This window comes from Dactylosporangium sp. CS-047395 (genome assembly GCF_050942185.1).
Lineage (GTDB): Bacteria > Actinomycetota > Actinomycetes > Mycobacteriales > Micromonosporaceae > Dactylosporangium.
This window is the reverse complement of the sequence record NZ_CP192015.1, coordinates 660,988-687,046: the sequence shown is the minus strand read 5'-3', so window position 1 is coordinate 687,046 and position 26,059 is coordinate 660,988. Positions and strand designations below refer to the sequence as shown.

28 protein-coding genes are annotated in these 26,059 nt (G+C 71.8%); 11 read left to right on the top strand and 17 right to left on the bottom strand.

The genetic code is table 11. From position 1 onward, the window contains the following. Positions 1 to 6 precede the first annotated feature (6 nt). Both ACQP00_RS03215 and mshA read right to left on the bottom strand, forming a co-directional pair. Positions 7 to 513 (bottom strand): YbjN domain-containing protein, encoded by a 507-nt coding sequence (locus tag ACQP00_RS03215; RefSeq protein ID WP_433214047.1) that lies wholly within the window; start codon positions 511 to 513, stop codon positions 7 to 9. Then, positions 510 to 1,811, bottom strand: coding sequence for a D-inositol-3-phosphate glycosyltransferase (mshA, locus tag ACQP00_RS03210; protein WP_433214044.1), 1,302 nt, complete (start codon positions 1,809 to 1,811; stop codon positions 510 to 512). Before mshA ends, ACQP00_RS03215 begins: the two co-directional genes overlap by 4 nt. 125 nt (positions 1,812 to 1,936) lie before the next feature. Here mshA and ACQP00_RS03205 point away from each other — a divergent pair, with 125 nt between their 5' ends. After that, on the top strand, positions 1,937 to 2,695 hold the full coding sequence (locus ACQP00_RS03205) for an SDR family oxidoreductase (protein WP_433214041.1): 759 nt from the start codon (positions 1,937 to 1,939) through the stop codon (positions 2,693 to 2,695). Beyond that, positions 2,692 to 3,441, top strand: coding sequence for a class I SAM-dependent methyltransferase (locus ACQP00_RS03200; RefSeq protein WP_433214038.1), 750 nt, complete (start codon positions 2,692 to 2,694; stop codon positions 3,439 to 3,441). Before ACQP00_RS03205 ends, ACQP00_RS03200 begins: the two co-directional genes overlap by 4 nt. On the opposite strand, the gene ACQP00_RS03195 is transcribed toward ACQP00_RS03200, so the two are convergent. Next, entirely contained in the window at positions 3,438 to 4,472 is a 1,035-nt protein-coding gene (locus ACQP00_RS03195; RefSeq protein ID WP_433214035.1) for a UDP-N-acetylmuramate dehydrogenase, read from the bottom strand. The two genes, ACQP00_RS03200 and ACQP00_RS03195, sit on opposite strands and share 4 nt — an antisense overlap. Positions 4,473 to 4,508: 36 nt before the next feature. On the opposite strand from ACQP00_RS03195, the gene ACQP00_RS03190 reads away from it, so the two are divergent. Then, the gene (locus tag ACQP00_RS03190; RefSeq protein WP_433214032.1) at positions 4,509 to 5,267 is read left to right on the top strand and encodes a maleylpyruvate isomerase family mycothiol-dependent enzyme; all 759 of its coding nucleotides are present in this window, start codon (positions 4,509 to 4,511) and stop codon (positions 5,265 to 5,267) included. Here the strand turns inward: ACQP00_RS03190 and ACQP00_RS03185 are convergent. The 3 genes from ACQP00_RS03185 to ACQP00_RS03175 are packed head-to-tail and all read right to left on the bottom strand — an operon-like array spanning position 5,227 to position 7,858. Further along, a complete protein-coding gene (locus ACQP00_RS03185; protein WP_433223664.1) occupies positions 5,227 to 6,021 on the bottom strand; it encodes an EI24 domain-containing protein in 795 nt (264 codons plus the stop codon). The genes ACQP00_RS03190 and ACQP00_RS03185 overlap by 41 nt on opposite strands. Positions 6,022 to 6,065: 44 nt before the next feature. Next, positions 6,066 to 6,710, bottom strand: a complete 645-nt coding sequence (locus tag ACQP00_RS03180; protein WP_433214030.1) for a response regulator — start codon at positions 6,708 to 6,710, stop codon at positions 6,066 to 6,068. Next, the gene (locus ACQP00_RS03175; RefSeq protein WP_433214027.1) at positions 6,707 to 7,858 is read right to left on the bottom strand and encodes a sensor histidine kinase; all 1,152 of its coding nucleotides are present in this window, start codon (positions 7,856 to 7,858) and stop codon (positions 6,707 to 6,709) included. The genes ACQP00_RS03180 and ACQP00_RS03175 overlap by 4 nt, the downstream gene beginning before the upstream one ends. 110 nt (positions 7,859 to 7,968) lie before the next feature. On the opposite strand from ACQP00_RS03175, the gene ACQP00_RS03170 reads away from it, so the two are divergent. After that, positions 7,969 to 8,358, top strand: coding sequence for a hypothetical protein (locus ACQP00_RS03170; protein ID WP_433214024.1), 390 nt, complete (start codon positions 7,969 to 7,971; stop codon positions 8,356 to 8,358). Here ACQP00_RS03170 and ACQP00_RS03165 read toward each other — a convergent pair. Continuing rightward, entirely contained in the window at positions 8,284 to 10,347 is a 2,064-nt protein-coding gene (locus ACQP00_RS03165) for an ATP-dependent DNA helicase (RefSeq protein ID WP_433214021.1), read from the bottom strand. The two genes, ACQP00_RS03170 and ACQP00_RS03165, sit on opposite strands and share 75 nt — an antisense overlap. 66 nt (positions 10,348 to 10,413) lie before the next feature. Here ACQP00_RS03165 and ACQP00_RS03160 point away from each other — a divergent pair, with 66 nt between their 5' ends. The 4 genes from ACQP00_RS03160 (at position 10,414) to ACQP00_RS03145 (ending at position 13,683) form a co-directional block, all read left to right on the top strand. Next, positions 10,414 to 10,914: a DUF402 domain-containing protein gene (locus tag ACQP00_RS03160; RefSeq protein ID WP_433214018.1), complete on the top strand. Its 501-nt coding sequence runs from the start codon at positions 10,414 to 10,416 to the stop codon at positions 10,912 to 10,914. Between the two features lie 40 nt (positions 10,915 to 10,954). Next, on the top strand, positions 10,955 to 11,935 hold the full coding sequence (locus tag ACQP00_RS03155) for a hypothetical protein (RefSeq protein WP_433214015.1): 981 nt from the start codon (positions 10,955 to 10,957) through the stop codon (positions 11,933 to 11,935). A gap of 105 nt (positions 11,936 to 12,040) precedes the next feature. After that, positions 12,041 to 12,667: a DUF47 domain-containing protein gene (locus tag ACQP00_RS03150; protein WP_433214012.1), complete on the top strand. Its 627-nt coding sequence runs from the start codon at positions 12,041 to 12,043 to the stop codon at positions 12,665 to 12,667. Between the two features lie 2 nt (positions 12,668 to 12,669). Next, entirely contained in the window at positions 12,670 to 13,683 is a 1,014-nt protein-coding gene (locus tag ACQP00_RS03145; protein WP_433223662.1) for an anion permease, read from the top strand. Positions 13,684 to 13,685: 2 nt separating this feature from the next. Here the strand turns inward: ACQP00_RS03145 and ACQP00_RS03140 are convergent, their stop codons facing one another. Genes ACQP00_RS03140 through ACQP00_RS03125 form a run of 4 tightly spaced genes read right to left on the bottom strand, consistent with a single transcriptional unit; the run spans position 13,686 to position 17,096 of the window. Continuing rightward, a complete protein-coding gene (locus ACQP00_RS03140) occupies positions 13,686 to 15,155 on the bottom strand; it encodes a M91 family zinc metallopeptidase (RefSeq protein WP_433214009.1) in 1,470 nt (489 codons plus the stop codon). Continuing rightward, positions 15,097 to 15,687 carry a WXG100 family type VII secretion target gene (locus ACQP00_RS03135; protein WP_433214006.1) on the bottom strand — a complete coding sequence of 197 codons (591 nt, stop codon included), beginning with the start codon at positions 15,685 to 15,687 and terminating at the stop codon, positions 15,097 to 15,099. Before ACQP00_RS03135 ends, ACQP00_RS03140 begins: the two co-directional genes overlap by 59 nt. Before the next feature lie 55 nt (positions 15,688 to 15,742). After that, positions 15,743 to 16,069, bottom strand: coding sequence for a hypothetical protein (locus ACQP00_RS03130; protein WP_433214003.1), 327 nt, complete (start codon positions 16,067 to 16,069; stop codon positions 15,743 to 15,745). A 49-nt stretch (positions 16,070 to 16,118) separates the two neighbouring features. Continuing rightward, the gene (locus tag ACQP00_RS03125; RefSeq protein ID WP_433214000.1) at positions 16,119 to 17,096 is read right to left on the bottom strand and encodes a Gfo/Idh/MocA family protein; all 978 of its coding nucleotides are present in this window, start codon (positions 17,094 to 17,096) and stop codon (positions 16,119 to 16,121) included. A 30-nt stretch (positions 17,097 to 17,126) separates the two neighbouring features. Between ACQP00_RS03125 and ACQP00_RS03120 the strand changes: the two genes are divergently transcribed. Then, the gene (locus ACQP00_RS03120) at positions 17,127 to 17,567 is read left to right on the top strand and encodes a hypothetical protein (RefSeq protein ID WP_433213997.1); all 441 of its coding nucleotides are present in this window, start codon (positions 17,127 to 17,129) and stop codon (positions 17,565 to 17,567) included. Between the two features lie 9 nt (positions 17,568 to 17,576). Beyond that, positions 17,577 to 18,341: an NUDIX hydrolase gene (locus ACQP00_RS03115; protein WP_433213994.1), complete on the top strand. Its 765-nt coding sequence runs from the start codon at positions 17,577 to 17,579 to the stop codon at positions 18,339 to 18,341. A gap of 40 nt (positions 18,342 to 18,381) precedes the next feature. On the opposite strand, the gene pstB is transcribed toward ACQP00_RS03115, so the two are convergent. From pstB to ACQP00_RS03085, 6 genes are all read right to left on the bottom strand, one after another. Next, on the bottom strand, positions 18,382 to 19,158 hold the full coding sequence (gene pstB, locus ACQP00_RS03110) for a phosphate ABC transporter ATP-binding protein PstB (protein ID WP_433055832.1): 777 nt from the start codon (positions 19,156 to 19,158) through the stop codon (positions 18,382 to 18,384). A gap of 16 nt (positions 19,159 to 19,174) precedes the next feature. Further along, on the bottom strand, positions 19,175 to 20,263 hold the full coding sequence (gene pstA / locus ACQP00_RS03105; RefSeq protein WP_433213991.1) for a phosphate ABC transporter permease PstA: 1,089 nt from the start codon (positions 20,261 to 20,263) through the stop codon (positions 19,175 to 19,177). Next, positions 20,263 to 21,255 carry a phosphate ABC transporter permease subunit PstC gene (gene pstC, locus ACQP00_RS03100; protein ID WP_433055826.1) on the bottom strand — a complete coding sequence of 331 codons (993 nt, stop codon included), beginning with the start codon at positions 21,253 to 21,255 and terminating at the stop codon, positions 20,263 to 20,265. The genes pstA and pstC overlap by 1 nt, the downstream gene beginning before the upstream one ends. A 12-nt stretch (positions 21,256 to 21,267) precedes the next feature. After that, positions 21,268 to 22,386: a phosphate ABC transporter substrate-binding protein PstS gene (gene pstS, locus ACQP00_RS03095; RefSeq protein WP_433213988.1), complete on the bottom strand. Its 1,119-nt coding sequence runs from the start codon at positions 22,384 to 22,386 to the stop codon at positions 21,268 to 21,270. A gap of 255 nt (positions 22,387 to 22,641) precedes the next feature. After that, on the bottom strand, positions 22,642 to 23,598 hold the full coding sequence (gene mshD / locus ACQP00_RS03090) for a mycothiol synthase (protein WP_433213985.1): 957 nt from the start codon (positions 23,596 to 23,598) through the stop codon (positions 22,642 to 22,644). 140 nt (positions 23,599 to 23,738) lie between these two features. Further along, on the bottom strand, positions 23,739 to 24,440 hold the full coding sequence (locus ACQP00_RS03085; RefSeq protein ID WP_433055817.1) for a winged helix-turn-helix transcriptional regulator: 702 nt from the start codon (positions 24,438 to 24,440) through the stop codon (positions 23,739 to 23,741). A 383-nt stretch (positions 24,441 to 24,823) separates the two neighbouring features. Here ACQP00_RS03085 and ACQP00_RS03080 point away from each other — a divergent pair, with 383 nt between their 5' ends. Next, positions 24,824 to 25,882, top strand: coding sequence for a hypothetical protein (locus tag ACQP00_RS03080; protein WP_433213982.1), 1,059 nt, complete (start codon positions 24,824 to 24,826; stop codon positions 25,880 to 25,882). The last annotated feature ends 177 nt before the right edge of the window (positions 25,883 to 26,059 follow it).

Genomic DNA, 26,059 nt, shown 5'->3' with positions numbered 1-26,059 from the left:
GCGTAGCTATTCGGGTCGATTCACGAAGTCCCGAAAAGCGCGCAGATTGTCCAGCGGCTCGCCGCGCTTGACCCGCCAGTCCCACTCGCGGCGGATGGCCGAGCCGAAGCCGATCTCCAGCATCGGGTCGAAGCTCTCGTCGGCGTACGTCAGCACCGCCCCCAGCAGCCGGTCGAGCTCGTCCTCGGTGACGGCGTGCAGCGGCAGCTTCCCCATCAGGTACACGTCGCCGACCGCGTCGATGCTGAAGGCCACGCCGTACATGCGGGCGTTGCGCTGCAGGAGCCACTCCCACAGCGCCTCGCGGTTCTCGTCCGGGTGGCGCATGACGAACGCCTCGACCCGCAGCGCGTGCTCGCCGACGATCAGGTTGCAGTTCGTCTTCTGCTTGTGGGTGCCGGGGAGGGTCACGACGTACGCGTGCTCTCCGGTCTTCTCCCACGGGATCTCGCGCTCGGCGGCGACCTTCTCGATCAGCGCGTCGATCGCCTCGATGTCGACGGAGTCGCTCATGCCGCCACCGCCTCCCGGTGGAACTCCAGTGCGTCGCGGTAGGCGGCGAGCAGGCCACTGGCGGTGTGGGCCCAGGAGAACTCGCGGGCGTGCCGGACCGCGCCGAGCGACAGGGCCGCCCGCCGGGCCGGCTCGGCCAGCAGCGGCCCGAGCACGGCGGCCCAGTCGGCCGGCTTGTGGGTGTCGACGAGCACCCCGGACACGCCGTCGCGGACCGCGGTCACCAGGCCGCCGACCGCCGCCGCCACGACCGGCGTGCCGCACGCCTGCGCCTCGATCGCGACCAGCCCGAAGGACTCGTTGAAGCTGGGTACGGCCACCACGTCCACCGCCCGGAACAGCTCGGCGAGGGAGTCGCGCGGCTGCGGCGGCAGGAAGCGCACGATGTCGGCGATGCCGAGCTCGCCGGCGAGGTCCATGAGCGCGGTGGGCTGGTCGAGGCCGGAGCCGCTGGGCCCGCCGCAGATGACGACGAGCAGCTTGGGGTCGCGGGCGCGCAGCTCGGCGGCGGCCCGCAGCAGGATGTCGGGCGCCTTGAGCGGCTGGATGCGCCCGGCGAACGCGACGATGTGGGCGTCGGCGGGCAGCCCGAAGCGCTCCCGCGCGGCCAGCTTGCGGTGCGGGCGGGGCAGGAACCGGTCCAGGTCGACGCCGGGCGGCACCACGCACACCTTGCGCGGGTCGGCGTCGTAGAGGTCGATGAGGTCGTTCGCCTCGGCCGGGGTGTTGGCGACCAGCCCGTCGGCCGCGGCCACCACCTGCTCCTCGCCGATCACGCGGGCGATCGGCTCGGGCTTGTCCCCGTCGGCCAGCAGCGCGTTCTTGACCTTGGCCAGGGTGTGCGCGGTGTGCACCAGCGGGACGCCCCAGCGGTCCTTGGCCAGCCAGCCGACCTGGCCGGAGAGCCAGTAGTGGGAGTGCACCAGGTCGTACCAGCCGGACGGTCGGGCCGCCTCGGCGCGCAGCACCCCGCCGGTGAACGCGCACAGCTGGGCCGGCAGGTCCTCCTTGGCCAGGCCCTCGAACGGGCCGGCGATGATGTGCCGCACGAGCACGCCGGGCGCCATCTCCACGGTCGGCGGCAGCTCGCTGTTGGTCGCCCGGGTGAAGATCTCCACCTCGACGCCGGCCCGCGCGAGCCGCTCGGCCACCTCGACGATGTACACGTTCATGCCGCCGGCGTCCCCGGTGCCCGGTTGGTCCAGGGGCGAGGTGTGCACCGAGAGCGTTGCGACGCGCCTGGGCAGGGTACGGCGGGATTGCGGGGTATGACCGTGCAGCGAATCAACCCGCGCCACGTCGTGCTCCTGTCTGTTGCCGGTTGGTTACATCTTCCCAACCGTCCATGTTCCCTCGCTTTCACCCATGTACCCACCGTTGCGTTGGTCACTGCGCTCCGGGCAACTTCATGCAGGATGGCCACATGCCTACTCGTATCGCCGTCGTCACCGGCGCCTCCAGCGGCATCGGGGCCGCCACCGCCCGCCGGCTCGACGCCGCGGGCTTCCACGTCGTCGCCGTCGCCCGGCGGGCCGAGAAGCTCGACGCGCTGGTGGCGGAGCTGCAGTCCGGGTCGTCCTTCGTGGCCGATGTGACCTCCGACGCATCCGTGGCCGCGCTGGCCGAGCACCTCGGCGGGTTGGACGGCGAGGTCGAGCTGCTCGTCAACAACGCGGGCGGGGCGATCGGGGCGGAAACGGTCGAGGACGCCGACCTGGCCGACTGGCAGTGGATGTTCGACGTGAACGTGCTCGGCACCGTCCGGATCACCAAGGCCCTGCTGCCGCTGCTGAACCGCTCGGGCCGCGGCACCATCGTGATCATGAGCTCGACCGCCGGCTTCGTCGTCTACGAGGGCGGCGGCGGCTACACGGCGGCCAAGCACGCCGAGACCGCCGTGGCCGAGACGCTGCGCCTGGAGCTGTCCGGCCGGCCGATCCGGGTCGTGGAGATCGACCCCGGCATGGTGCGGACCGACGAGTTCGCGCTCAAGCGCTACGAGGGCGACGCCGAGAAGGCCGCCGCGGTGTACGCCGGGGTGGCCGAGCCGCTGGTCGCCGAAGACATCGCCGAGTGCGTGGCCTGGACCGCGACCCTCCCCCACCACGTCAACATCGACCGGCTCGTGGTCCGCCCGCTCGCCCAGGCCGCCCAGCACAAGGTGCACCGAGTGTTCGAATGAGGCCTTTGGGTTCGATCACGCGCGGTACGACGAACCCGAACCGCCTGCGCCGGGTCGACAACTGGATCGCCGCGACGCTCGGCGGGGTGCTGCGCCGCGCCCGGGACCCCCTGGTGGTCGATCTCGGGTACGGCGCCTCGCCGATCACCGCGATCGAGCTGCACGCCCGGCTCGGCGTGCCGGTCGTCGGCCTGGAGATCGACCCGGCCCGGGTGGCCGCGGCCAAGCCCTACGAGACCGCCGGGCTGCGGTTCCGGCTCGGCGGCTTCGAGCTGGCCGGCCTGCGCCCGACGGTGGTGCGGGCGTTCAACGTCCTTCGCCAGTACGGCGAGCAGGACGTCCCCGCCGCCTGGTCAGCGATGACCGCGTCCGGCGCGTGGCTGGTCGAGGGGACCTGCGACGAGCTCGGCCGGCTGGCGGCCTGGGTGCTGGTCGCCCCGGCCGGCGCCCCGCGCACGCTGACGCTGGCCGCCCGGCTGGCGAACCTGGACCAGCCGGGGACGATCGCCGAGCGGCTGCCGAAGGCCCTGATCCACCACAACGTCCCCGGCGAGCGGATTCACGCCCTGTTGCGCGATCTGGACGCCGGTTGGCGGGCGGCGGCCCCGCTGTCTGTCTTCGGCCCGCGCCAGCGCTGGCGCGCCGCGGTGGAGTCGGCGCGGACCGCGGGCTGGCCGGTGCTGGACCGCCCGGCCCGCTGGCGCCTCGGCGAGGTCACCGTCCCCTACGCCGCCGTCGCGCCCTAGATCGCGCAGTTCACCAGCACGGGCTCCGGGTGCAGGGTCACGCCGAAGCGCTCCTCGACCCCCGCCCGGATCTCGCGGGCCAGGTCGAGCAGGGCGGCCGTGGTACCGCTGCCCCGGTTCGTCAGCGCGAGGGTGTGCTTGCCGGACAGGGCCACCCCGCTCGCCGGGTCGCCGTGGCCCTTGCGGAAGCCGGCCCGCTCGATCAGCCAGGCGGCGCTGAGCTTGACGTCGTCGCCGGACGGCCACGCGGGCGGGGTGCCGAACTCGGCGGCCAGCTCGCGGACCCGCTCGAAGTCGGCCGCGGGCACGATCGGGTTGGTGAAGAACGAGCCGACCGACCAGGTGTCGGGGTCGGCCGGGTCGAGGACCATCCCCTTGCCCGCCCGCAGCTTCAGCACGGCCGCGCGGACCTCCTCCAGCGGGGCGGTCGCGCCCGGTTCGACGCCGAGGGTGCGGGCCAGCTCGGCGTACGCGATCGGGGTCGAGCGGTCCGAGACGGCGAGCCGGAACGTCACCGACAGGACCACGTGGCGCGGGCTGTGCTTGAAGATGCTCGTGCGGTACGCGAAACCGCAGCCGCCGGCCGGGATCGTCACGACCTCGTCGCGCTCGCGGTCGTAGACCCGCACCTCGGTGATCGTCTCGGCGACCTCCTGGCCGTAGGCGCCCACGTTCTGGATCGGCGTGGCGCCGGCCGAGCCCGGGATGCCGGAGAGCGACTCGATCCCGGACCATCCGTTGGCCACCGCCTCGGCCACCACCTCGTCCCACGGGTGACCGGCGGCCACCGTGAGGGTGACCTCGCCGTCCTCGACCTGGGCCCGGGTCCCGCGCTGGCGGAGCAGCACCACGGTGCCGGGGAAGCCCTCGTCGGCGACGACGATGTTGCTGCCACCGGCCAGGATCAGCTGATCGCCACCGGCGCGGAGCGCGGCGAGCGTCTCCTCCTCGGAGGTGACCTCGATCAGCCGGCCGGCCGGGCCGCCGAGGCGCAGGGTCGTGAACGCGGCGAGCGTGCGGGGTTCGGGCACCGCACCAGACTAGGCCTTGCCCTAATCTTGTTGGCTATGAGCAAGCCTCAGCTCACCAAGGACATCTGGCTGGTCGCACTGCGCACCGAGGGCGACGCCTTCCGCGCCGCCCTGAGCAGCGGCACGCCGCTCGACGCCCCGGTGCCGAGTTGTCCGGGCTGGAGCCTGGCCGACCTGGCGTGGCACCTGAGCCAGGTGTACACGTACGTGACCGGCCACATCACCCGTGGCTCGCTGGACAAGCCGGAGCCCCGCTCGAGCGACCCGCTGCCGGCGGGCGTGGACGCGGCGTCCGCCTGGACCGACGCCTTCACCGAGCTCGTCGCCACCCTGGACTCGGTCGACCCCGAGCAGCCCGCCTGGAACTTCGCGCCCCAGGCCAAGAAGGCCGCGTTCTGGCACCGGCGGATGGCCCACGAGACGACGATCCACCGCTGGGACGCGCAGATGGCCGGCGGCCTGGCCGAGCCGATCGAGGCCCGCCTGGCCAGCGACAACGTGACCGAGGTGCTCGACACTTGGATCCCGTCCGGGCGCCGCAGCGGACCCGCCGACCGGGCCGGCATGATCGCGCTGCACGCCACCGACACCGATCAGGTCTGGTACGTCCGCCTCCGCAACGCCGGCATCGCCCTGCTGGACACCGACACGCTGCTCGACTCCGACGAGCACCACGAGCGGGCCACGGCCAGTGGCAGCGCGAGCGACCTGGCGCTGGCCCTGTGGGGGCGGGTGCCGTTCGACACCCTGCTGGTCAGCGGGGACGCAACGCTCCTGCGGGGCCTGCTGGCCTGATCGCGTCCGGGCCGGGCCGGTCCTCGATGGCCAGGCCCAGGCTGCGCCGGGTCAGCAGGGTCGCCCCGCTCACCGCGGCCGGGATCACGATGATCGCCACCACCGGGATCAGCAGCACCAGGAAGACCGGGATGCCGAAGCCGAGCGCGAGCGCCCGGTTGGCCCGCATGATCTTGCGGCGGTCGGCCAGGCGCATCCCGCGCCGGGTGAACGGGATGCCGGTCAGCTCGAGCGTGATCAGCCAGCCGCCGAGGATCGCGTTCAGCACCGGCACCACCGTCTGCCCGACGACCGGGATGAAGCCCATCGCGAACAGCGGGATCGCGCAGAGCACGCCGAACATGATCAGGCGGAGCGAGTCGACCACGCTGGGCCACAGCGTGCGGTACCAGGGAAGGTCCACGGCCCCGGGTGTGCCGCCGAGCCCTTCTTCGATCCGCTCGGAGATGGTCTCGTAGAACGGGTCGCCGATGAGCAGCGTGACCGCGGTGAACCCGACCGCCGAGAGGAACGCGGCCGCGATGAGGATGGCCGCGCCCGCCCCGAACTCGATCAGCCCGCGCCAGAACTCCGACCAGTCGTCGGCGAACCAGGTCGCCCAGCCGGCGATGTCGTCGATGTAGATGATCAGGAAGACCCAGGCGACCGCGAACAGCGCGCACGTGATCACGGCCGGGATGGCGCCGAGCAGCAACAGCTTCGGGCTGCGGCCGTACCGCGCGAACCCCTTGCCCAGCAGCCGCAGGCCCAGCATGAACTCGGCCCCGGTCGTCCTCAGCTGACTCACGGCTTGGCAGCCTACTCGCCGGGGGCCAGTCCGTTGCGGTACGCGTACGCCACCGCTTGCGCCCGGTCCCGCCCGCCGATCTTGGCCAGCAGGTGGTTGACGTGGCTCTTGACCGTACCCTCGCTGATGAACAGCCGCGCCGCGATCTCCCCGTTGCTCAGCCCGGCCGCGATCAGCCGCAGCACCTCGACCTCCCGCGGCGTCAGCAGCTCGTCGGCCTTCACCGGCGGCGGCTGGGTCAGCGCGTTGAGCACGTGGTGCTGCACGGCCGGGTCGAGCGCGGCCCCGTCGTCGAGCACGCGCTGCAGGGCGGCCCGGATCTCCTCGCCGCCGGCCTCCTTGGTGAGGTACCCCTTGGCCCCGGCCCGCAGCGCCTCCAGCATCGACCGGTCGTCGGAGTAGGTGGTGAGCACCACGACCCGCACCTCGGGCGCGCGCTGCCGCAGCCGCCGGGTCGCCTCGACCCCGTCGCAGCGCGGCATCCGCAGGTCCATCAACACGATGTCGGGCCGCAGCCGCACCGCGAGCTCGACCGCCTCGGCCCCGTCCCCGGCCGCCCCGACCACCTCGACGTCCGGCAGCAGTCCCAGCACGAGCGCCAGCCCCTCCCGGACCACCCGCTGATCGTCGGCGAGCAGCACGCGGATCACGGTCATGCCGGCACATCCAGCGTGACCCGGAAGCCCGTCGCGGTGGGAGCGGCGTCGAGGGTACCGCCGAGCAGCTCGGCCCGTTCCCGCATGCCCGTCAGCCCGTAGCCGGCCCCGGGGCTGGGCGTCGCCGCGCGCGGCCCGAAGTCCTCGACGGTCAGCCGGACAGTGTTGGCCAGATATTCGAGGTGCACGGTGACCAGCGTGGGCGACGCGTGCCGGGCCGCGTTGGTCAGGGCCTCCTGCGCCACCCGGTACACCGCCAGCCGGGCCGGCGACTCCAGCTCCCGCTCGGTGCCGCCGATCGTGTATTCGCAGCGCACCCCGTGGTCCTGGGCGAAGGACCTGGCCAGCTCGGCCAGGCTGGGCAGCTCGTCGTCGCGCAGCAGCCCGATGGCCCGCCGCGCCTCGTCGAGCCCGGCCCGCCCGAGGTGCTGCGCCCGCTCGAGGGCGGCCGGCAGCCGCGGATCGTCGGGCGAGCGGGTGGCGAGCAGCCGGGCCCCTTCCAGCTGCAGCATCAGCCCCGAGAGCGAGTGGGCCAGCAAGTCGTGCATCTCCCGCGCGAGGTGCTGCCGCTCGGACAGCCGCGCCGCCTCGGCCTGCGCCGCGCGCCCCCGTTCGAGCTCCTCGACGAGCCGCTCGGCCTGCTGGTTGGCCTCCCCCAGCCGCAGCGCGAAGACCATCATCCCGTAGAAGGCGCCGACCATCACGGCATCGAGCAGCGCGTCGATGATCGGCCCGTTCCGCGCCGAGCTCACGGCGACGGCGAGCGAGATGAGCGCGACGACGGTGATCGGGATCGAGAGATGCCCCCGCAGCAGCGGCGCGAGCAGCGAGACGCCGACGAAGATCCCGGCCACGGCGGCCCCGTCGGGCTGCAGCCACACGAGCGCCGCCGAGGCCGCGAGCAACGCCCCGACGAACCCGATGTGCGTCCGCACGTAGTTGATCGACACCACCGCCCCGGTCCCGGCGACGATGAACGCGACCAGGGCGAGCAGCACCGCCCGGCTGGACGCCGGCCCCGGCTGCTGGGTGCAGGCCGACCAGACGACGATCCCCATGATCAGCGGGGCGAGCGGCCGCAGCCAGCGGATGACGGCCGCCCGCTGCGCCCGGGCCGAATCGAGCGAGGCCAGCGCCGGCGAGGTCATGCCCCCATTCAAGCCGGATCCGGCCGCGCCGACATCCAACCGGGGTTGGAGATCGCGGCTCTACCCGGGCGCCGATGCGGTTGAGGGCCGGTGGTCACGAGCCTGGAGGCATGACACGAACCCCGCGGTTGCTGATCGCCGCCTACCTGCTGCTGAGCCTGGCCACCCTGGTCGCGGCCTACCTGCTGCGACACCACGCCGACCTGGTCAACGACGCCGTCTGGGTCCGCGCCACGATCGTCGTGGCGAGCGCCGCCGTCTGCAACTGGCTGGCCGCCCGCGGCGACGTGAAGCGGCTGCGCATCATCGCCATCGTCATGACGGTGGCCATCGCGGTCATCGTCTCGGTCCCGCTCCCGTTCCCGCTCTGGCTGAAGCTGGAACAGATCGCCTGCGGCCTGCTGCTGATCGGGGTCGTCCTCACGCTACGAGGCGGCCAGCCGGCGAAGGGCGGCGCGGACGACGTCGGGCTTGGTCGTGTACCAGAACGGCGGCAGTGACTTCCGCAGGAACGGCCCGTAGCTGGACGCGTGCTGCAGCCGGGAGTCCAGCACCGCCACCACTCCCTTGTCCCCGCGCGAGCGGATGAGCCGGCCGACTCCCTGGGCCAGCCGGACCGCCGCGATCGGCACGCTGACCGCCGCGAAACCCGACCCGCCGGCCGCCTGGACCGCGTCCGAGCGCGCGGCCGACAGGGGCTCGTCGGGGCGCGGGAAGGGCAGGCGGTCGATGATCACCAACTGGCAGGCGTCGCCGGGCACGTCGACGCCCTGCCACAGCGACATCACACCCAGCAGGCAGCTGTTGCGGTCCTCGCGGAAGCGCCGCACCAGCAGCGGCAGCGACTCCTCCCCCTGCAGCAGGATCGTGATCCCCGGCGTCCGGGCCCGCAGCACCTCCGCCGCCCGCTCCGCCGCCTTGCGCGACGAGAACAGGCCGAGGGCCCGCCCGCCGAGGGCTTGGACCAGCTCCACCATCTCGTTGGCGGCCGGCTCCGACAGGCCCGAGGTCTGCGGCTTGGGCAGGTGCGCCGCGACATACAGGATGCCCTGCTTGGGATAGTCGAACGGCGAGCCGACGTCCAGCGAGCTCCAGGAGAGCCCGGCCGTGTCCCGCGCCTCGTCGGCCCGCACGACCGCCTCCCGGGCCTGCTCGGCCGGGGTGGCCGCGGTCGCCGGGCGCTCGACGGCGGTGGGCAGGCCCAGCGAGCGGGCGACGGTGTCGAACTGGCCGCCGAGGGCGAGGGTGGCCGAGGTGGCGACCACGGTGCGCTCGCTGAACAGGTGGCTGCTCAGCGTGCCGGCCACCGACAGCGGGGCGATGACCACGGCCCGGCGGCCGCGCTCGTCGCGCTCGACCCAGGTGACGTCGTGCTCCGCGTTGGCGAGCATCCGCTGGGCGACCTTCACCAGGTCGCCGATCATGGTCTTGGCCTGGGTCTTGCGCACCGGGTCGGCGTCGTCGGCGCGGACCTCGCCGATCGCCTCCAGGGCCTTGCGGCCGCCGCCGTCGAGCAGCGTGAGCGCCTCGGCGAGCACGGTCGGCAGCTCGCCGGTGATCCGCCCGGCCGGCACCTCGGCCAGGGCGATGGTCAGCACGTCGCCGGCCTCCATGAGCCGGTCGGCCACGTCGTCGTCGACGTAGGTCCGGCACCGGCGGGCGGTCCGCTCCAGCGTCTCCGGGGTGAGCTCGGCCTGCGAGGCGGAGCTGACCCGGTCGGCCAGCTCGTGCGCCTCGTCGACGACCAGCAGCTCGTGCGGCGGGATGATCTGCCGGCCGGTCAGCATGTCGACCGCGAGCAGGCTGTGGTTGGTGACGACGATGTCGGCCTCGCGGGCCCGGGTGCGGCTGGCCTCGGCGAAGCACTCGGCCCCGTAGGGGCAGCGCTGCGCGCCCACGCACTCGCGGGCCGGCATCGAGACCTGCCGCCAGGCCGTGTCGTCCACGCCCGGGTCGAGCTCGTCGCGGTCGCCGGTGTCGGTCTCCATCGCCCACTTGCGCAGCCGCTCGATCTGCTTGCCCAGCCGGCCCGCCTCGCCGAGCCACTTGGTCGGCCGCGCCTCGCCGACGTCGAACAGCGCGTCGTCGGGCTCGTCGGCGTTCGTGCCCTCCAGCCGGGCCAGGCAGAGGTAGTGGTGGCGGCCCTTGAGCACCGCGAACGTGGGCCGCTTGCCCAGCGCCGGCTCGACCGCGTCGGCCAGCCGGGGCAGGTCGTGGTCGACCAGCTGGGACTGCAGGGCCAGGGTGGCCGTCGAGATCACCACCGGCCCGTCGACCAGCAGCGACGGCACCAGGTAGGCCAGCGACTTGCCGGTGCCGGTCCCCGCCTGCACCAGCAGGTGCTCCTCCTTCTCCACCGCGGCCTCGATCGCCTTCGCCATGCTCTGCTGGCCGGGGCGCTCGGCCCCGTCCGGGACCGCGCCGACGGCGGCGGCCAGGAGATCGATCACTTCCGGTCGGGGGCGACGAGGCTTGGGGGTGGCGGTCACGGGTGGGACGCTACCCCTTGCGTACGACAGAAACGGCGGGCACACGCGGTCGGTACCGTGAGGCGCATGAAACGCGTGAGGGTCGTGTACCGCAAGTACGACGGCTCGCTGCACTGGAACTACGAGACGCAGTGGCTGGGCGAGGACGAGCACGGCGTGTGGGTCGGGGCCGGCCCGCAGACCGCGATCTTCAAGGGCGAAGCGCCGAAGGGGGTCGCCGAGTCCCCGCACGTGCTGCTGTTCCCCCGGCAGGCCTGGTGGACCGCCTGCTTCAACGCGGCGCCGCACCGGACCGAGATCTACTGCGACATCACGAGCGTGCCGCACTGGCCCGCCGAGACCGAGGTCACCGCGATCGACCTGGACCTCGACGTCCGCCGGCGCCGCCACGGCGGGGTGGAGCTGCTGGACGAGGACGAGTTCGCGGTGCACCAGGTGCGCTACTCCTACCCGTCCGACGTGGTCACGCAGGCCCTGGCCAGCGCGGACTGGCTGATGGGCGCGGTCACCGAGCGGGTCGAGCCGTTCGGGTCCGCGTATCACGAGTGGCTCAGTTTCGTGACCTAAAGTGGCCGCGCACGAAATGTGCGTTAAGTACCATTTTGCTATGACCACTGCCCTGGCGACCGTCGCCACCGGCCTCGCCGGCCTGGCGACCTGCGGCGCCCTCGGTGCGATCGCCGCGTCGAAGGTGCGCCGGGGCCGGCCGTATCTCGCCAGCGGGCTCTTCGTGGCGCTGGACGGCCCGATCGATCCCGCCGCCACCGCGGCCCGGGCCGGCTTCGCCGGAGTCGAGGTCGGCGTGCGGATCGATCCGGACACGACCACCCCCACGCTGCGGCTGACCTGCGCCATGCCGCCCGGGGAGCCGCCGCCGACGTTCGAGCAGGCGGTGCTCGCCCCGCTGGCCGCGCGGGTGGCCGGCAATCCGCTCGGCCGGGTGCACGCCCGGCGGGCCGAGCCGTTCCTGCTCATGGTGCGGGCCGAGCCGGAACCCGACCCGGAGACCGGCGTGGTGCGGGCGAGCGGCCGGGAGTACGACACGCTGGACCACCTCCTGCGCCCGCACGCGCCGATCCTGACCCAGTTCCTCGGCGGGCGGGTCGTCCCGGGCGCGATCACCGTGGTGCTCACCGGGGCGCACTGGTCGCGGGCGGACCTGCTGGGCGCGTACGAGCGGTACGCGTTCCTGGAGGGCCGCTTCGGCGACCTGGAGCCGGGCGGGCTGCCGGTCGGGGTCGCGCCGATCGTCACCGAGTCGCTCGCGGCCCGGCTCGGCTTCGACGGACAGGAGGAGTGGCCCGAGTTCCCGGCCGAGGCCCGGCACATCCTGCGCTCGCTCGTGCGGGCCGCGCACGAGGACGGCCGCCGGGTCCGCTTCGCCGACGTCCCGGAGGCGCCCCGCCGGGTGCGCAACGCCTTCTGGGGCGAACTGCGGGCGGCCGGGGTCGACGTGATCGCGAGCCGGCACCGTGCGGCTCTGGCCCGATTTCTCCGCCGGCCGGTCCAGCGCACCTACAAGCACCGCGCGGCAGCCGTCCGGTACACCCCCGCCGCCCGAGGCGAATATTCGGTGAACGGAGGATGAACCAGCAGCGTGCGAGGGATCTCACGGCGACGGCCGGATGGTATGGGCCTTAGCATTCACGCTTTAGGCGTTTCAGCGCCCCCTCAATGACGTAAGAGGTTCACTGTGCGGTTCAGGCTGCGTCCCAGCGACGATTCGTTCTACGAACTGTTCAGCCGTGCGGCGCAGAACCTCGTCAAGGGCACCGACCTGCTCTCCGAGCTGGCCGTCCCGGGCGTCGACGTGCAGTCGGTGAGCGAGCGCCTGGTCGAGGTCGAGCACGACAGCGACGCGATCACGCACGAGCTGTACAAGAAGATCAACTCCAGCTTCATCACGCCCTTCGACCGCGAGGACATCTACCGCCTCGGATCGCTGCTGGACGACGTGATGGACCACCTGGAGGCGGTGGGCAGCCTCCTGTACCTCTACGGCCTCACCAAGCTCCCGTCGCTGCCCCGCGAGATCCACGAGATCGTGAAGGTGCTCGACCAGCAGTCCCGGCTCACCGCCGAGGCGATGCCCCGCCTGAAGTCGATGAAGGACCTCGAGTCGTACTGGGTGGAGTGCAACCGGCTGGAGAACGACGGCGACAGCGCGTACCGCATGGCCCTGGTCCGGCTGTTCTCCGGCGAGTACGACGCGCTGACCGTGCTCAAGATGAAGGAGGTCGTGGACGAGCTCGAGGCCGCCTGTGACGCCTTCGAGCACGTGGCCAACACGATCGAGACCATTGTGGTCAAGGAGTCGTAGCCATCAGCGCACAGCTCGTAGGAGTTCTCGCCGTCATCCTGGTGGCGCTGATCTTCGACTACACCAACGGCTTCCACGACGCCGCCAACGCCATCGCCACCTCGGTGTCGACCCGCGCGCTGACCCCGCGGGCCGGGCTGCTCATGGCCGCGGCCGGCAACTTCATCGGCGCGCATCTGGGCGGGCACGTCGCCGCGACCGTCGGCAGCGGCATCATCGACCCGCCGACCGGCATGAGCGGGCTGGGCATCGTCTTCGCGGCGGTCGTCGGGGCCATCGCCTGGAACCTCGTCACGTGGTACTTCGGGATGCCCTCCTCCTCGTCCCACGCCCTCTTCGGCGGCCTGGTCGGCGCCTCCGTCTGCGCCGTGTGGTTCGGCCTCGACGCCAAGGTGCTGTGGTCCGGCATCGTGGACAAGGTCCTGGTGCCGATGGTCGTCTCGCCGGTGGTCGGCTTCGTGCTCGGCGGCCTGTTCATGATCGCGATCATGTGGCTGTTCCGGCGGGCCCACCCGCGCGTGCTCGGCCGCGGCTTCCGGCGGGCCCAGACCGTCTCGGCGGCGGCGATGGCGGTCGGCCACGGCATGCAGGACGCCGCCAAGACGATGGGCATCATCGTGCTGGCCCTCTACACGGGCGGCTACCACGCCGACAAGACCGACATCCCGGAGTGGGTGTTCCTGGCCTGCTCGACCGTGCTGGCCCTGGGCACGTACTCGGGCGGCTGGCGCATCATCCGCACCCTCGGCCGCAAGATCATCGACCTCGACCCGCCGCAGGGCTTCGCCGCCGAGACGGTCGCGGCCGGCGTGCTGTTCACCACCTCCCAGCTCGGGCTGCCCATCTCCACCACGCAGAGCATCACCTCGGCGATCATGGGTGTGGGCGCCACGAAGCGGCTGTCGGCCGTGCGCTGGCAGGTGGCCGGGGACATCGTGATCGCCTGGATCCTGACGTTCCCGGCCGCCGCCGTCATCGCGATGCTGACGTATGTGCTGACCCACCCGCTGTTCTGAGCTCAGGGCGAGCCGTACCGCTCCCGCTCGCCCAGCCCCAGCTCGCCCCGCAGCCCATTCTCGGTCCGGGCCAGCGGGTGGCCCGGGTCGATCCGGTTCGGGGTGGCCGGGTCGCCGTCGTCGTCGATCGGCAGGCCGACCGCCTGCCGCTCGAAGTTCTTCACCGGCGGCCCGCCTCTCCACTGGTGGTCGGGGCCGCTGGCCTGGTTGTAGTCGTTGCGGTCGGCGTTGGCGCGCTCGTAGTCGTACACGTGCGCCATCTCGTGGAACAGCGTCGTGACCGGCGGGCGGTCGTCGAAGGACGGGTTGTACTGGATGACCGGCACCCCGTCGCGGTAGGTCGCGAAGCCGTTGCGAGCGTCGAGCGGCTCGATGTGCAGCCGCTGCCCGGAGGCCCGCAGGTCCTCGAGCATCGCGCGGCCCGCCGGCGAGGCGGCGAGCAGGTCGAGGTCGGCGTGGACCCGCGCCCGGTACTGCGCATCGCCCCCGACCTCGATGAACCCGCTCAGGTCGGCGGTCTGGGCGGCGGTCATCCGCTCGACCTCGCGCACCGTGTCCTCGGTCTGCCCGTAGAGCGTGTCGACCCCGTCGCCGCCGCGCACCGCGTCGCGCCCGGCGCCGGAGTAGACGACGTCGTCCCCGGCCCCGCCGTCGAGCTGGTCGTCGCCGCGGCCACCGGAGACCACGTCCGCGCCCTCGTCCCCGGCGGCCAGGTCGGCGCCCTCGCCGCCCTCGACGTAGTCGTCGCCCTGGCCGCCGCGCAGCTGGTCGGAGCCGCCCAGCCCGTACAGCGTGTCGTCGCCGCGGCCGCCGGCCAGCACGTCGTCCCCGTCGCCGCCGTCGAGGTAGTCGCGCCCGTCGCCGCCGGTGAGCCGGTCGAAGCCGGCCCCGCCGAGCAGCCGGTCGCCGCCCCCGCCGCCGGCCAGCACGTCGTCGCCGTCGTCGCCGGACATGCGGTTGTCGCCGTCGGTACCGAAAAGCAGGTCCGACCCGCCCCCGCCGGTCACGTCGTCGGTGCCCTGACTGCCCCACAGCCGGTCGTCGCCGTCGCCCAGGTCGGCGCGCTCGGCGGTGCCCTCCGGCACCGTGCCGCCCGCGGGCACCATGACCCCGAGGCTGACGCGGTCCGCGCCCGCCCCGCCGCTGACCGTGTCCACGCCCGAGCCGGCCACGAGCACGTCGTCGCCCCGGCCACCGGTCAGCCGGTCGTCACCGTCGCCGCCGAGCACGGTCGCGCCCGTGGTGGCGGTGGACCGTACCGTGTCGTCCCCGGTGCCGGTGCGCACCACCAGCCGGGCCCCGGGCGGGACGATCAGCCGCACGCCGTTGACGATGACGTAGCCGTCCTCGACCTCGACACGGTCCGCGCCGCCGGTCGCCTGCACCACGAACACGTCGCCGACCCGGCGCGCGTCAATCCCGGCGGCCGGTGGCGGCGGCACCCAGGCCGGCAGCATCCGTCCGATGACCATGGCCCACACGGCCCCGAGCGACTCCCAGCGGGCCTGCGCGTCGGCCAGCCGCCCGTGCTGCTCGGCCAGCCCTCGCTCCAGATTCCGCCCGGATGTCCAGCGCCTCGGTGATCGCGGCCCGCACCGCCGCCTCCTGCGCCGCGTCAACCGGCGCGAACGTGACGGTCCCGTCGCCGCGCCGGTGCGGTACTCCCGACGCGTAGCCGAAGGCAGCATCGAGCTGGTCCCGGCCGTTGCGGAGCAGGGCGGCCGCGCCGTCCAGGGCTACGGACGTGTCCAGCAGGACGGCGTCGAGGTCGTGCAGGCATTCCGTGTACCGCGCGAAGTGCCGCCGGAACCCCTCCGCGGCCTCGCCCTCCCAGGAGCCCCGAGTTATCGGGCCCGCGGCCTGTTCCAGGGCGTCCAGGGCGGCGCGCACGTCGGCGCGGACCGCCCGCCAAGTTGTGGCCGCCCGCCCGAGCAGTTCCGGTCGTGCGGCGAGTTCCCAGATGTCGTCCACCGTGACGGCGGACAGCTCAACCGTCTTCACCATCAGTAATTCCCCCGTGATGTGGGCCAAGGCCCCTGAATACAAAGAGACGTACTGCCTAGCCAGGAGCGCGCCTGGCGTTGCCTACGGTCTGCATGGCCTGGCGGTCGGCGGCCAGGTACGCGAAGGCCGTCTGCAGCAGCGCGTCGGCGTCCTCTTCGAGGACTTCGACGTGTGCTGAGACGGCCCGGTGGGCGTTCGCCCCGACCGCGGCGGCCGTGCGGGCCAGCCCGGCCGACACCCCGGTGTTGCCGAAGGCGTCGGCGGGCAGGTCCAGCTCGCCGTGGTCCGAGCGGTAGCGCCCGCCCAGTGTGTCGGCCGCGGCCAGGCAGGCGGCGGCCAGCTTGATCAATTCGTCCGGGTCGGCCCGGAGTTCCTGAGCCATACGCCGCACGGTAGTGAGGGCGGAACGCTGCGTCCGCCCCGTTCAGTCCTCAGCTTGAATAGTCAAGTCCGACAATTCCGGATACCTCCGCGAGCAGCCGGAGGATGTCCAGCGTCTCCCCGAGCGGGACCAGCGGGCTCTCCAGCAGGCCTTCGCGCAGGCAGCGGTGCACCTCGGCCGCCTCGAACTGATAGCCGCTGCCCTCGTACGGCAGCTCGAACTCCTCGGTCTCGCCGGCCCGCCAGAGCGTGAAGCCGTGCGGGTGGAAGAAGTCCCGCTTGACGTCGATGCGGCCCTGGGTGCCGGTGACGATCCCGGTCCGGGCCGTGTCCCCGAGCAGCGAGCACGTGAGCGCGGCGACGGCGCCCGAGTCGTACCCGAAAAGCATGCCCGTGTTCTCGTCCACCCCGCCGCCGCTCATCCGGGCCCAGGCCTGCACCGAGGCTGGCCGGCCGAGGAACAGGTGCGCGAACGTCACGGGGTATATCCCCACGTCGTACAGCGCCCCGCCGCCGAGCTTGCGGTCGCGCAGCCGCGAGGTCTCCGGGAACGGCCCCTGCATGCCGAAGTCGGCGTGCACCGCGACCGGCTCGCCGATGGCCCCGTCGCGCACCATCTCGGCCATCCGCCGGATCGCCGGGATGCAGCGCATCCACATCGCCTCCATGAGGAAGACCCCGAGCTCGCGAGCGGTGGCCACCATCTCCTCGGACTCCGCGACGGCGAGCGTGAACGGCTTCTCGCAGAGCACCGCCTTGCCGGCCCGCAGCGCGAGCATCGAGGCCTCGTAGTGGGCGCTGTGCGGGGTCGCCACATAGATCGCGTCGACGTCGGGGTCCTCGACCAGCGCCTGCCAGCTCCCGTGGGCCCGGGTCACGCCGTGCGCGGCGGCGAAGCGCTCCGCCGATTCGGTGCTGCGCGAGCCGACCGCGGCCAGTTCGGCGTCGGGGAGCAGCTTCAGGTCCTCGGCGAACGTGGCGGCGATGGAGCCGGTCGACAGGATCCCCCAGCGGATGCGATCACTCATGGGGACAGCCTATGTGGGTACACGGTGGTCATGAACGACCAGAACCACAGCGGCCCCGATGCCGCCCACACCCGCCCGGAAGGGCTCTCCGACAAGACCGTCGAGGCCCTCGGCAAGCTCAGTGAGGCGCTGGAGACCGTGGAGCGGGCCCGCGGCCGCCTGTACGACCTGCACCAGCTCATCGGCCACGCCGACCTCATGCTCGACGACGCCGTGGACCTCCTGCGCGCGGCCGGGCACGACGAGGAGGCGGAGCGGGTCGAGACGGAGCTGCTGGGCCGCAACGTGATCGCCGGGCGGTGGACCTTCCAGATCGTGGAGGACTTCGACGACGGGTACTACACCGTGTTCAAGGACCTCGAACGGGACGCCCGGGACAAACTGGCCCAGGGGCGCCGGCACCTGTTCGAGGCCGAGATGAAGGAGCAGCGGAGGACCCACGGTCGCGCCGGCCACGAGGCCACCCCTTAACGTAGGTTCATGGTCTCGTACAAGCTGCCGCCCAAGATGGCCGAGATGGCCCGCCGCTTCGAGGCGGAGGGTGGCGTCCCGGTGCGGCCGAGGCTGGCGAGCACGGTGGTGCTGCTGCGGGAGCCGTTCGAGGCGTACCTGATCCGGCGGGTGGCGACGATGGCGTTCGCCGCCTCGATGTACGCCTTCCCCGGCGGCGGGGTCGACCCGCGGGACGCCGCGGTCGTGCCGGGCTGGGCGGGGCCGTCGCCGGAGGACTGGGCGGCCCGGCTGAAGCTGGACGAGTCGGTGGCCCGCTCGGTCGTCTGCGCGGCCGTGCGCGAGGTGTTCGAGGAGTCCGGGGTGCTGCTGGCCGGGGCCGACGCGGACACCGTGGTCGGCGACGTGAGCGGGCCGGACTGGGAGCAGGCGCGGCGGGCGCTGATCGCGCGGGAGCTGGGGTTCGCCGAGTTCCTCAGCCGCAACGGGCTGGTGCTGCGCAGCGACCTGCTGGCGCCGTGGTCGCGCTGGGTCACGCCGGAGTTCGAGCCCCGGCGCTTCGACACGTACTTCTTCCTCGCCCTGCTGCCCAAGGGCCAGGTGACCCGGGACGTGGGCGGCGAGGCCGACGACCACGTGTGGTGCGCGCCGGGCGAGGCGGCCGACGGGCGGTACACGATGCTGCCGCCGACCAGTCACACGCTGCTGGAGCTCGCGGAGGCCGGCGGCATCGAGGCCGCGCTGGCGGCGGCGCCGGAACGGGACCCGTCCGACGCCATCCGCCCTGGTGCGTGAATCGTCCTGGTGCGTGAATCGTCCTGGTGCGTGAATCGGCCTAGCCGAAGCGGCCGGTGATGTAGTCCTCGGTCTTCTTCACCGAGGGGTTGGTGAAGATCTTCGCGGTGTCGTCGTACTCGATGAGCCGGCCCGGCTCCCCGGTCTTGTCGATCGAGAAGAAGCCGGTGCGGTCCGAGACACGGGCCGCCTGCTGCATGTTGTGCGTGACGATCACGATCGTGTACTGGTTCTTCAGCTCGGTGATCAGGTCCTCGATCGCGAGCGTGGAGATCGGGTCGAGGGCCGAGCAGGGCTCGTCCATCAGCACGACCTGCGGCTCGACCGCGATCGTCCGGGCGATGCACAGCCGCTGCTGCTGACCGCCGGACAGGCCCGCGCCGGGGCGACCCAGCCGGTCCTTGACCTCGTTCCAGAGGTTGGCGCTGCGCAGCGCCTTCTCCGCGACCTCTTCCAGCACCGACTTCTTGCGCACGCCGTTGAGGCGCAGGCCGGCGACGACGTTCTCGAAGATCGACATCGTCGGGAAGGGGTTCGGCCGCTGGAAGACCATGCCGATCATCCGGCGCACGGCCGTGACGTCGACGTCGCGGTCGTAGATGTTCTGCCCGTCGATCAGGAGCTGGCCCTCGATGCGCGCGTTGGGCAGCACCTCGTGCATGCGGTTGATCGACCGCAGGAACGTGGACTTGCCGCAACCCGAGGGTCCGATCAGGGCGGTGACCGACTTGGGCTCGATCGTCATCGACACGGAGTCGATCGCCTTGAACGATCCGTAGTACGAGGTGACGCCGTGGGCTTCAATCCGCTTTGCCATGTTGGCGCTCCAGTGATTATCGGGCGAGCTTGTTGCGGCGGGCGAGCAGCTTCGCGGCAACGGTGAGGACGAGAACGAGGACGACCAGCGTCAAAGCGGCCGTCCAGGCCCGCCCAGGCGCGAACTCCGAGGCGACACCGGCCTGCTGATACACGAACAGCGACAGCGACGACTGGTTGCCGTCGAACAGGTTGAAGTTGATCGCGGAGGCGCCACCGGCCACGAGGAGCACCGGAGCCGTCTCGCCGCACGCGCGGGCCACGGCCAGCATGACACCGGTGACGATACCCGGGCCGGCCGTCGGCAGGACGATGCTCGTGATCGTCTTCCACTTCGGCACGCCCAGCGCGTACGAGCCCTCACGCAGCGCCGTCGGCACCAGCCGCAGCATCTCCTCGGCGGAGCGCACGACGGTCGGCAGCATCAGCACGCTGAGCGACAGGCCGGCGGCGAAGCCCGAGTAGTGGGCGAAGCCGTCCGAGCTGTACAGCGGCGTGATCGTGAACACCCAGAACGACAGGATGAACAGACCGGCGACGATCGAGGGGATACCGGTCATGACGTCGACGAAGAAGCGGATGAGGTTGGCGAACCAGCCCCGGCCGTACTCGACGATGTAGATGGCGCCCAGGATGCCCAGCGGCACGGTGATCAGCGTGGCGATTCCCGCCTGCTCGATCGTGCCGATGATGGCGTGGTACGCGCCGCCCTGCTCGTCGAACGGGCCGATGTTGTTCATCGACGTGTTGAAGAAGTTGCCGTCGAGGCGGTCGCTGCCCTTGTCGAGCAGGGTCCACACGACCGACAGCAGCGGCAGCAGGGCGAGGATGAACGCCCCGTAGATCATGATGCTGGCCATGCGGTTGCGGGCCGACCGGCCGCCCTCGACCACGGTCGCCGCGGCTCCCATGAGGAGCACGAACAGCACCGCGGCGACGACGCCGGTGAGCACCCAGCCACCCGCGCCGGTGAGGTTGATCAGCACGTAGGACAGGACGATCGCCACCACGGCGACCGCCCACGGCGACCACGACGGCAGCGTCTTGGCCCGCAGCTGGGACGCGTCCTGCACGCCCAGGCTGCGAACGGGGGTCTCGACGGCCATTACGCACTGCCTCCCACGAACTCACGACGCCGGTACACGATCGCGCGGGCGGCCATGTTGACGACGAGCGTGATGGCGAACAGCACCAGACCGGACGCGATGAGCGCGCTGCGGCCGAACTCGTTGGCCTCGCCGAACCGGCTGGCGATGTTGGAGGCGATGGTGACGCCGCCGGGGCCCAGCAGGTCGAAGTTCACGGCGAAGACGCTGCCGAGGGTCAGTGCGAGCGCGATCGTCTCGCCCAGCGCGCGGCCGAGGCCGAGCATGACCGAGGCGATGATGCCGGCGCGGCCGTAGGGGATGACCGCGGTACGGATCATTTCCCACTTGGTCGAGCCGAGCGCGAGCGCGGCCTCCTGGTTCTCCGGAGGCGTCTGGAGGAACACCTCACGGGACAGCGAGGTCACGATCGGCAGGATCATGATGCCCAGCACGACCGAACCCAGCAGCACCGACTTGCCGTAGGGGCCCTCGCTGCCGAAGATCGGCAGCCAGCCCGCCACATCGTGCAGCCAGGCGGAGAAGTTCGAGATGGGCTCGTAGAAGTAGTCCCGGCCCCACAGACCGAACACGACGCTCGGCACCGCCGCGAGCAGGTCGATGACGAAGCTCAGCGCCGTCGCGACCCGCCGGTGTGCGTAGTGCGACAGGCACAGCGCGATGCCCAGGGCCACCGGAACGGCCATGAGCAGCGCGAGCACGGCGGTGAGCACCGTCCCGAAGGCGGTCGCGGCGACACCGAACTTCGGCTGGTCGCCGTCGGTGAACCAGTCCTTGTAGGTCAGGAAGTTCTCGGTGTCCTTGCTGATGGCCGGGATCGCCTTGACGAGCAGGAAGATGGCGATGGCCGCGATGATGACGAGCACCATCGAGCCGGCGGCCGTGGCGGTTCCGCGGAAAATGATGTCACCGCTGAACCGCTTGCGCGGCGGAAGACCGCCACCTCCGTCGGGCGAACCGACGGAGGTGGCGGGCTGAGTCGTCTGGCTCAACGAGACTTCCTGTCAGGCCAGGTTCTTGACGGAGGCAGCGACCTTGGCGCGGACCGTCTCGGGCAGCGGGGCGTAGCCCAGCTTGTCGAGCTGGGTCTGGCCGTCGGCGCTCGAGGTGAAGCCGAGGAAGCCCTTGAGGAGCGCGAGCTTGTCGGCCTGGTTGCCCTTGCTGCAGACGATCTCGTAGGTCACCAGGACGATCGGGTAGGCCCCGGCCTCCTTGGTGGAGTAGTCGATCGTCATCGCGAGGTCGTCGCCGGTGCCGGTGACCTTGGCGCCCGCGATGGTCTTGCCGGCGGCCTCACCGGTGAGGGCGGTGTACTCGCCCGCGCCGTTGTAGACCTTGGCGGTCGCGAGGGCGTTGGTCTTGGCGAACGACCACTCGACGTAGCCGATGGCGCCCGCGGTCTTCTTGATCGCGCCGGCCACACCGTCGGACTTCTGCTCGCCCGAGCCGCCCGGTGCCTTCCAGACCTTGTCCTTGCCGAACGTCCAGGCGCTCGGGGCGGTCGCGGTCAGGTAGTTGGTGAAGTTCTCCGTGGTGCCGGAGGAGTCACCGCGGTGCACCGCGAGGATCGCGGTCGAGGGCAGGGTGGCCGACGGGTTGTCCGCCTTGATGGCGGCGTCGTCCCACGTCTTGACCGTACCGGCGAAGATCTTGGCGATGGTCTCCGGCTTGAGCTGGAGGTCCTTGACGCCGTCGAGGTTGTAGGCGATCGCGATCGGACCGGTCACCATCGGCAGGTTGAGCGCCGGGGCGCCGCCGCAGCGGGCGTTGGCCTTGGTCTGCTCGTCGCCCGACTTCAGCGAGGAGTCGGAACCGGCGAAGTCGGCCGTGCCGCCCTGGAACGCGGTGATGCCCGCACCGGAGGCGGTCGCCTGGTAGTTCACCTGGGCGCCCGAGCACTTCTGCTGGTAGGCCTTCGCCCACTCGGCCATGGCGTTGCCCTGGGCGCTCGAGCCCTGCGAGGTAAGGGTGCCACTCGCGCACTCGACGGTGCTGCCGGTGCCACCGGAAGCTCCGCCGGTCGCCGAGGTCGAGGGTTCGTTGTTGTCCGAGCCGCACGCGGCGAGCGCGAGCGTCGCGGTGAGCGCGATGCCGGCGATGAGGCCGTGCCGCTTGAAGTTCACTGCGGTCCCTTCGTCGGGAGTAATCCGACTTCCGATGCCTGGGGAGGGAGTCGGAAGGCCGACGCAGTTCGTCGACTGACAGCGACGCTAAGAGGGGTAGGTAACCACCCCTCTGGAGAAGGGTGAACGCGGGGTGAACAGGTCACTCTCCGCAGATGACGCCTGGTCGGAGGCGAGTTGGCCATTGGGTGAACTGCCCAGCGGTGATGCGTGGTGTCCGTTTTGGCCGGGTGATCACCGTTACAGAGAGTCAGATCACAGCGCGCGCTGGAACGAAACGTCGTTCGACCAGCGCACGAACCCGAGCTTCTGGTACAGCTCCACGGCCCGCGTGTTGCTCTCGTCCACGTACAGCATCACCTGGGCCAGGCCCCGGTTGCGCAGGTGGTGCAGGCCGGCCAGGGTCAGCGCCCGGCCGAGGCCGCCACCGTGCGCGTCGGGGGCGACGCCGAGAACGTACACCTCACCAATCGGCTCGTGCGCATGAGGCCGCTCGCCGGTGTCGTGCGGATGAACATGGGTCTCCCCGTGCACCTTGGTCCAGTGGAAGCCGAGCAACCGATCGTCCCGCTCGTCGGTCGCCAGGATGAACCCCGCCGCCTCGAACCACGGCTCGCGCAGCCGCACGTGCAGGTCTTCGAGGGTCCACTTCCCCTGCTCGGGGTGCTCGGCGAAGGCGGCCGAGTTGACGGCCAGCCAGGCCTCGTCGTCCCGGCCGGGCTCGAAGGCACGGAGACGTACACCCGCGGGAAGGCGAATCTCGTCCAGCGGCGCGAACAGCGAGCGCCGAAGCTGCAACAGCACCCGCACCCGATCGAAGCCCAGCCGGATGGCCAGCGCCGACGCCGACGGGTGATCACCGTGCGCCCACAGCCGCAGCCGCCCGTCGGCCCGCTCGTCGGCGACCGCCATGGCCACCGTGACCAGCGCGCGCCCGAGTCCGTGGCGCCGGTGCAACGGGTGCACGACCAGCTCGGCCGAGGCCCCCTCGACGGCGTCGGTGGTGTCGACGTGCGCATAGCCCACGACGTTGTCGTCATCCAAAGCCAGCAGGTGTACTGCCGGTGCCTCGCCCCCGTCCCGCAAATGCAGCACGACGTGCTCGGACAGCGGCAGCGCGCCATCGGTGTCCCCTGCCGCCCGCATGAGCGCGAGCACCTGCTCGACCTGATCCTGGGAAAGACGATCGGCGCGCTGGACCTCTGTGCTCATTCGATCAATCTAGCGGGGGTTCGCGGAAGGACCATTTGGCACGGTTGACTACCGTTCGATGTCCTGAAAAACGGTGGGGGAGCTTCGCTCCACCCACACCCCCTCAAGACCGCACCTGGTCCTAGCTCCGCAGCCGGGACTTAGACCCGGACCGGTTCGGAGTCGTGGAGCGGGCGGGACGGCGGGACGACGAACTTGTAGCCGACCTGGCGGACCGTGCCGATCATCGACTCGTACTCCGAGCCGAGCTTGGCCCGCAGCCGTCGCACGTGGACGTCCACGGTGCGGGTGCCGCCGAAGTAGTCGTAGCCCCAGACCTCGCGCAGCAGCTGGTCGCGGGTGAACACCCGGCCCGGGTGCTGGGCCAGGAACTTCAGCAGCTCGAACTCCTTGTAGGTCAGGTCGAGCGGGCGGCCCTTGAGCTTCGCGGCGTAGGTGTCCGGGTCGATGGTCAGCTCGCCCGCCTTGATCATCCCGCCGCTCGCCGCCGCGGCCGAGTTGAGCCGGCCGACGGCCAGGCGCAGGCGGGCCTCGATCTCGGCCGGCCCGGCGGTGGCCAGGATGACGTCGTCCAGGCCCCAGTCGGCGTGCAGCGCGACCAGGCCCGCCTCAGTGACCACGGCCAGCAGCGGGACACCGAGCCCGGTGGCGTGCAGCATCCGGCAGGTGGCGCGGGCGTCGGCGAGCTCGGTGCGGGCGTCGACGATCACGGCGTCGGGGCTCGGCCCGCTCACCAGCGTGCGGACGTCGCGCGGAGCGGTGCGCACCGTGTGGGGCAGCAGGTCGAGTCCCGGCAGGACCACCTGGCCCGCGGGCGCCGCGGTCAGCAGCAGAATCTCCACGAGTCACCTCCGTGGCCGCGGCGCTCCCTCGAGGAGGGGCGCTGTGGGCTCGCTAGCGTCCCGGCAACTCTGACGGGAGGTATGTGGCTTGTCCCGAACGAGAATATCGGAGTATTCACGTTTTGCGACCGGTCGAACCGCACTTCGAGACAGTCGGGTGAGCCACACCCCACCGTTTCCGGCAACGTGATATGGGCTCCGTGACCAGCGTTTCTACTGTATTTCACCGTTGTGTTGGGGCCGTTTCGGGCCCACTTTCGGGTGCCACGGCCGCCGGTCCACTGTTTCGTACGGCCCTATGGCCCGGACCCACTTCCAGCACCTCAAGAGACTCGGCTGTCCCCGGCGCGGCCGGAACGCCCACTCTCTGGCACCATCGTTGCGTGCCCGCATCCCCGCCGCCCACCGAGGACTTCGGCGCCTGGCCCGACGCCACCGAGCCGGCCGCCCGTCGCCGTCGCCGCGACGCGGGCCCCGACCACTCGAAGGGTGACCGCCGCCCGGACGACTCCCGCGCGGGTGACTCCCGCCCGGACAACTCCCGCCAGGACAACGCCCGCCCGGACGACTCCCGCGCGGGTGACTTCCGCCCGGGTGACGACGCCCCCGACGGGCAGCAGCAGCCGCTGCCGCCCGTGCGCCGCTGGGTCTCCCTCGGCGTGGCCGGCTTCGCCGCCCTGGTCGCCATCGCACTGATCGTCGGCGCGCAGACCCGCCACGAGTCGTACGCCGTGGTCATGTTCGGCGTCCAGGCCCTCTTCGTCGCCGTCTGGACCATCGCGAGCCGCCCGCCGGCCCCGAAGGTCGTCGGCACCGTGGGCATCGCGGTCGCCCTGGGCACCGACGCGGCCGCGGTCTTCACCCGCCCCGCGTCCCTGGCCCCCCTCGCGTACGTCACCGCGGCCGGCTTCATCATCGGCGTGGTCGGCCAGCTCACCCGCCCGGCCGGCCGGCAGCGGGTGACCGAGTCCCTGGGCTCCTCGCTGGTGGTGACCCTGGGCGTGGTCTCCCTGGCCAGCCTGATCGTCCTGGGCCGCAGCCCCAAGGGCACCCAGGCCATCGTGGCCTGCCTGGCCGCCGCCGGCATCGCCCTGTTCATCGCCCGCTTCGCCGACTCGATCGCCGCCCTGCCGCGCATCGCACCCCAGGTCCCCCGCGGCGGCGCCGGCGTGGTCCTGGGCACCATGGTCGGCACCGCCGCCGCCGGCGCGATCGGCAACTACCTGGACGGCCTCGACCCCCTGCCGAGCGCCCTGGCCGGCCTGGCCACAGCCATCGTCGCGGTCATGGTCGACCTGTCCGTCGGCTACGCCGAAGCCAGCCGCCTCATCGACGGCGACGAGCCCGCCCTATGGCTGGCCAGGCACATCCAAGGCCCCATCGGCGCACTAGCCTTCGCCGCCCCCGCCGCCTACGTCGCCTCCACCCTGTTGCTCCTATAACTTCCGCCCGCTTCTACGACGTCCTGCCTGCTTCTACGACTTTCGGCCCCCTCATCCCACCAGGTGCGCTCTTGAGGGGGCGCCCGCTCCTACGACCTTCTGCTTGTATGACTTTCGCCCCCTCATCCCACCAGGTGCGGTGTTGAGGGGGTGTGGGTGGAGCGGAGCTCCCCCACT

What these genes read in the sequence shown, in the direction of transcription:
- ACQP00_RS03215 (WP_433214047.1), bottom strand. Translation starts at nt 513, where the DNA reads ATGAGCGACTCCGTCGACATCGAGGCGATCGACGCGCTGATCGAGAAG.
- pstA (WP_433213991.1), bottom strand. Translation starts at nt 20,263, where the DNA reads ATGGCCGTCGAGACCCCCGTTCGCAGCCTGGGCGTGCAGGACGCGTCC.
- ACQP00_RS03190 (WP_433214032.1), top strand. Translation starts at nt 4,509, where the DNA reads ATGAGCAAGCCTCAGCTCACCAAGGACATCTGGCTGGTCGCACTGCGC.
- ACQP00_RS03170 (WP_433214024.1), top strand. Translation starts at nt 7,969, where the DNA reads ATGACACGAACCCCGCGGTTGCTGATCGCCGCCTACCTGCTGCTGAGC.
- ACQP00_RS03120 (WP_433213997.1), top strand. Translation starts at nt 17,127, where the DNA reads ATGAACGACCAGAACCACAGCGGCCCCGATGCCGCCCACACCCGCCCG.
- ACQP00_RS03180 (WP_433214030.1), bottom strand. Translation starts at nt 6,710, where the DNA reads ATGACCGTGATCCGCGTGCTGCTCGCCGACGATCAGCGGGTGGTCCGG.
- pstB (WP_433055832.1), bottom strand. Translation starts at nt 19,158, where the DNA reads ATGGCAAAGCGGATTGAAGCCCACGGCGTCACCTCGTACTACGGATCG.
- ACQP00_RS03140 (WP_433214009.1), bottom strand. Translation starts at nt 15,155, where the DNA reads ATGGTCATCGGACGGATGCTGCCGGCCTGGGTGCCGCCGCCACCGGCC.
- mshD (WP_433213985.1), bottom strand. Translation starts at nt 23,598, where the DNA reads ATGAGCACAGAGGTCCAGCGCGCCGATCGTCTTTCCCAGGATCAGGTC.
- ACQP00_RS03175 (WP_433214027.1), bottom strand. Translation starts at nt 7,858, where the DNA reads ATGACCTCGCCGGCGCTGGCCTCGCTCGATTCGGCCCGGGCGCAGCGG.
- ACQP00_RS03205 (WP_433214041.1), top strand. Translation starts at nt 1,937, where the DNA reads ATGCCTACTCGTATCGCCGTCGTCACCGGCGCCTCCAGCGGCATCGGG.
- ACQP00_RS03160 (WP_433214018.1), top strand. Translation starts at nt 10,414, where the DNA reads ATGAAACGCGTGAGGGTCGTGTACCGCAAGTACGACGGCTCGCTGCAC.
- ACQP00_RS03130 (WP_433214003.1), bottom strand. Translation starts at nt 16,069, where the DNA reads ATGGCTCAGGAACTCCGGGCCGACCCGGACGAATTGATCAAGCTGGCC.
- ACQP00_RS03125 (WP_433214000.1), bottom strand. Translation starts at nt 17,096, where the DNA reads ATGAGTGATCGCATCCGCTGGGGGATCCTGTCGACCGGCTCCATCGCC.
- ACQP00_RS03200 (WP_433214038.1), top strand. Translation starts at nt 2,692, where the DNA reads ATGAGGCCTTTGGGTTCGATCACGCGCGGTACGACGAACCCGAACCGC.
- ACQP00_RS03185 (WP_433223664.1), bottom strand. Translation starts at nt 6,021, where the DNA reads ATGCTGGGCCTGCGGCTGCTGGGCAAGGGGTTCGCGCGGTACGGCCGC.
- ACQP00_RS03135 (WP_433214006.1), bottom strand. Translation starts at nt 15,687, where the DNA reads ATGGTGAAGACGGTTGAGCTGTCCGCCGTCACGGTGGACGACATCTGG.
- ACQP00_RS03155 (WP_433214015.1), top strand. Translation starts at nt 10,955, where the DNA reads ATGACCACTGCCCTGGCGACCGTCGCCACCGGCCTCGCCGGCCTGGCG.
- ACQP00_RS03115 (WP_433213994.1), top strand. Translation starts at nt 17,577, where the DNA reads ATGGTCTCGTACAAGCTGCCGCCCAAGATGGCCGAGATGGCCCGCCGC.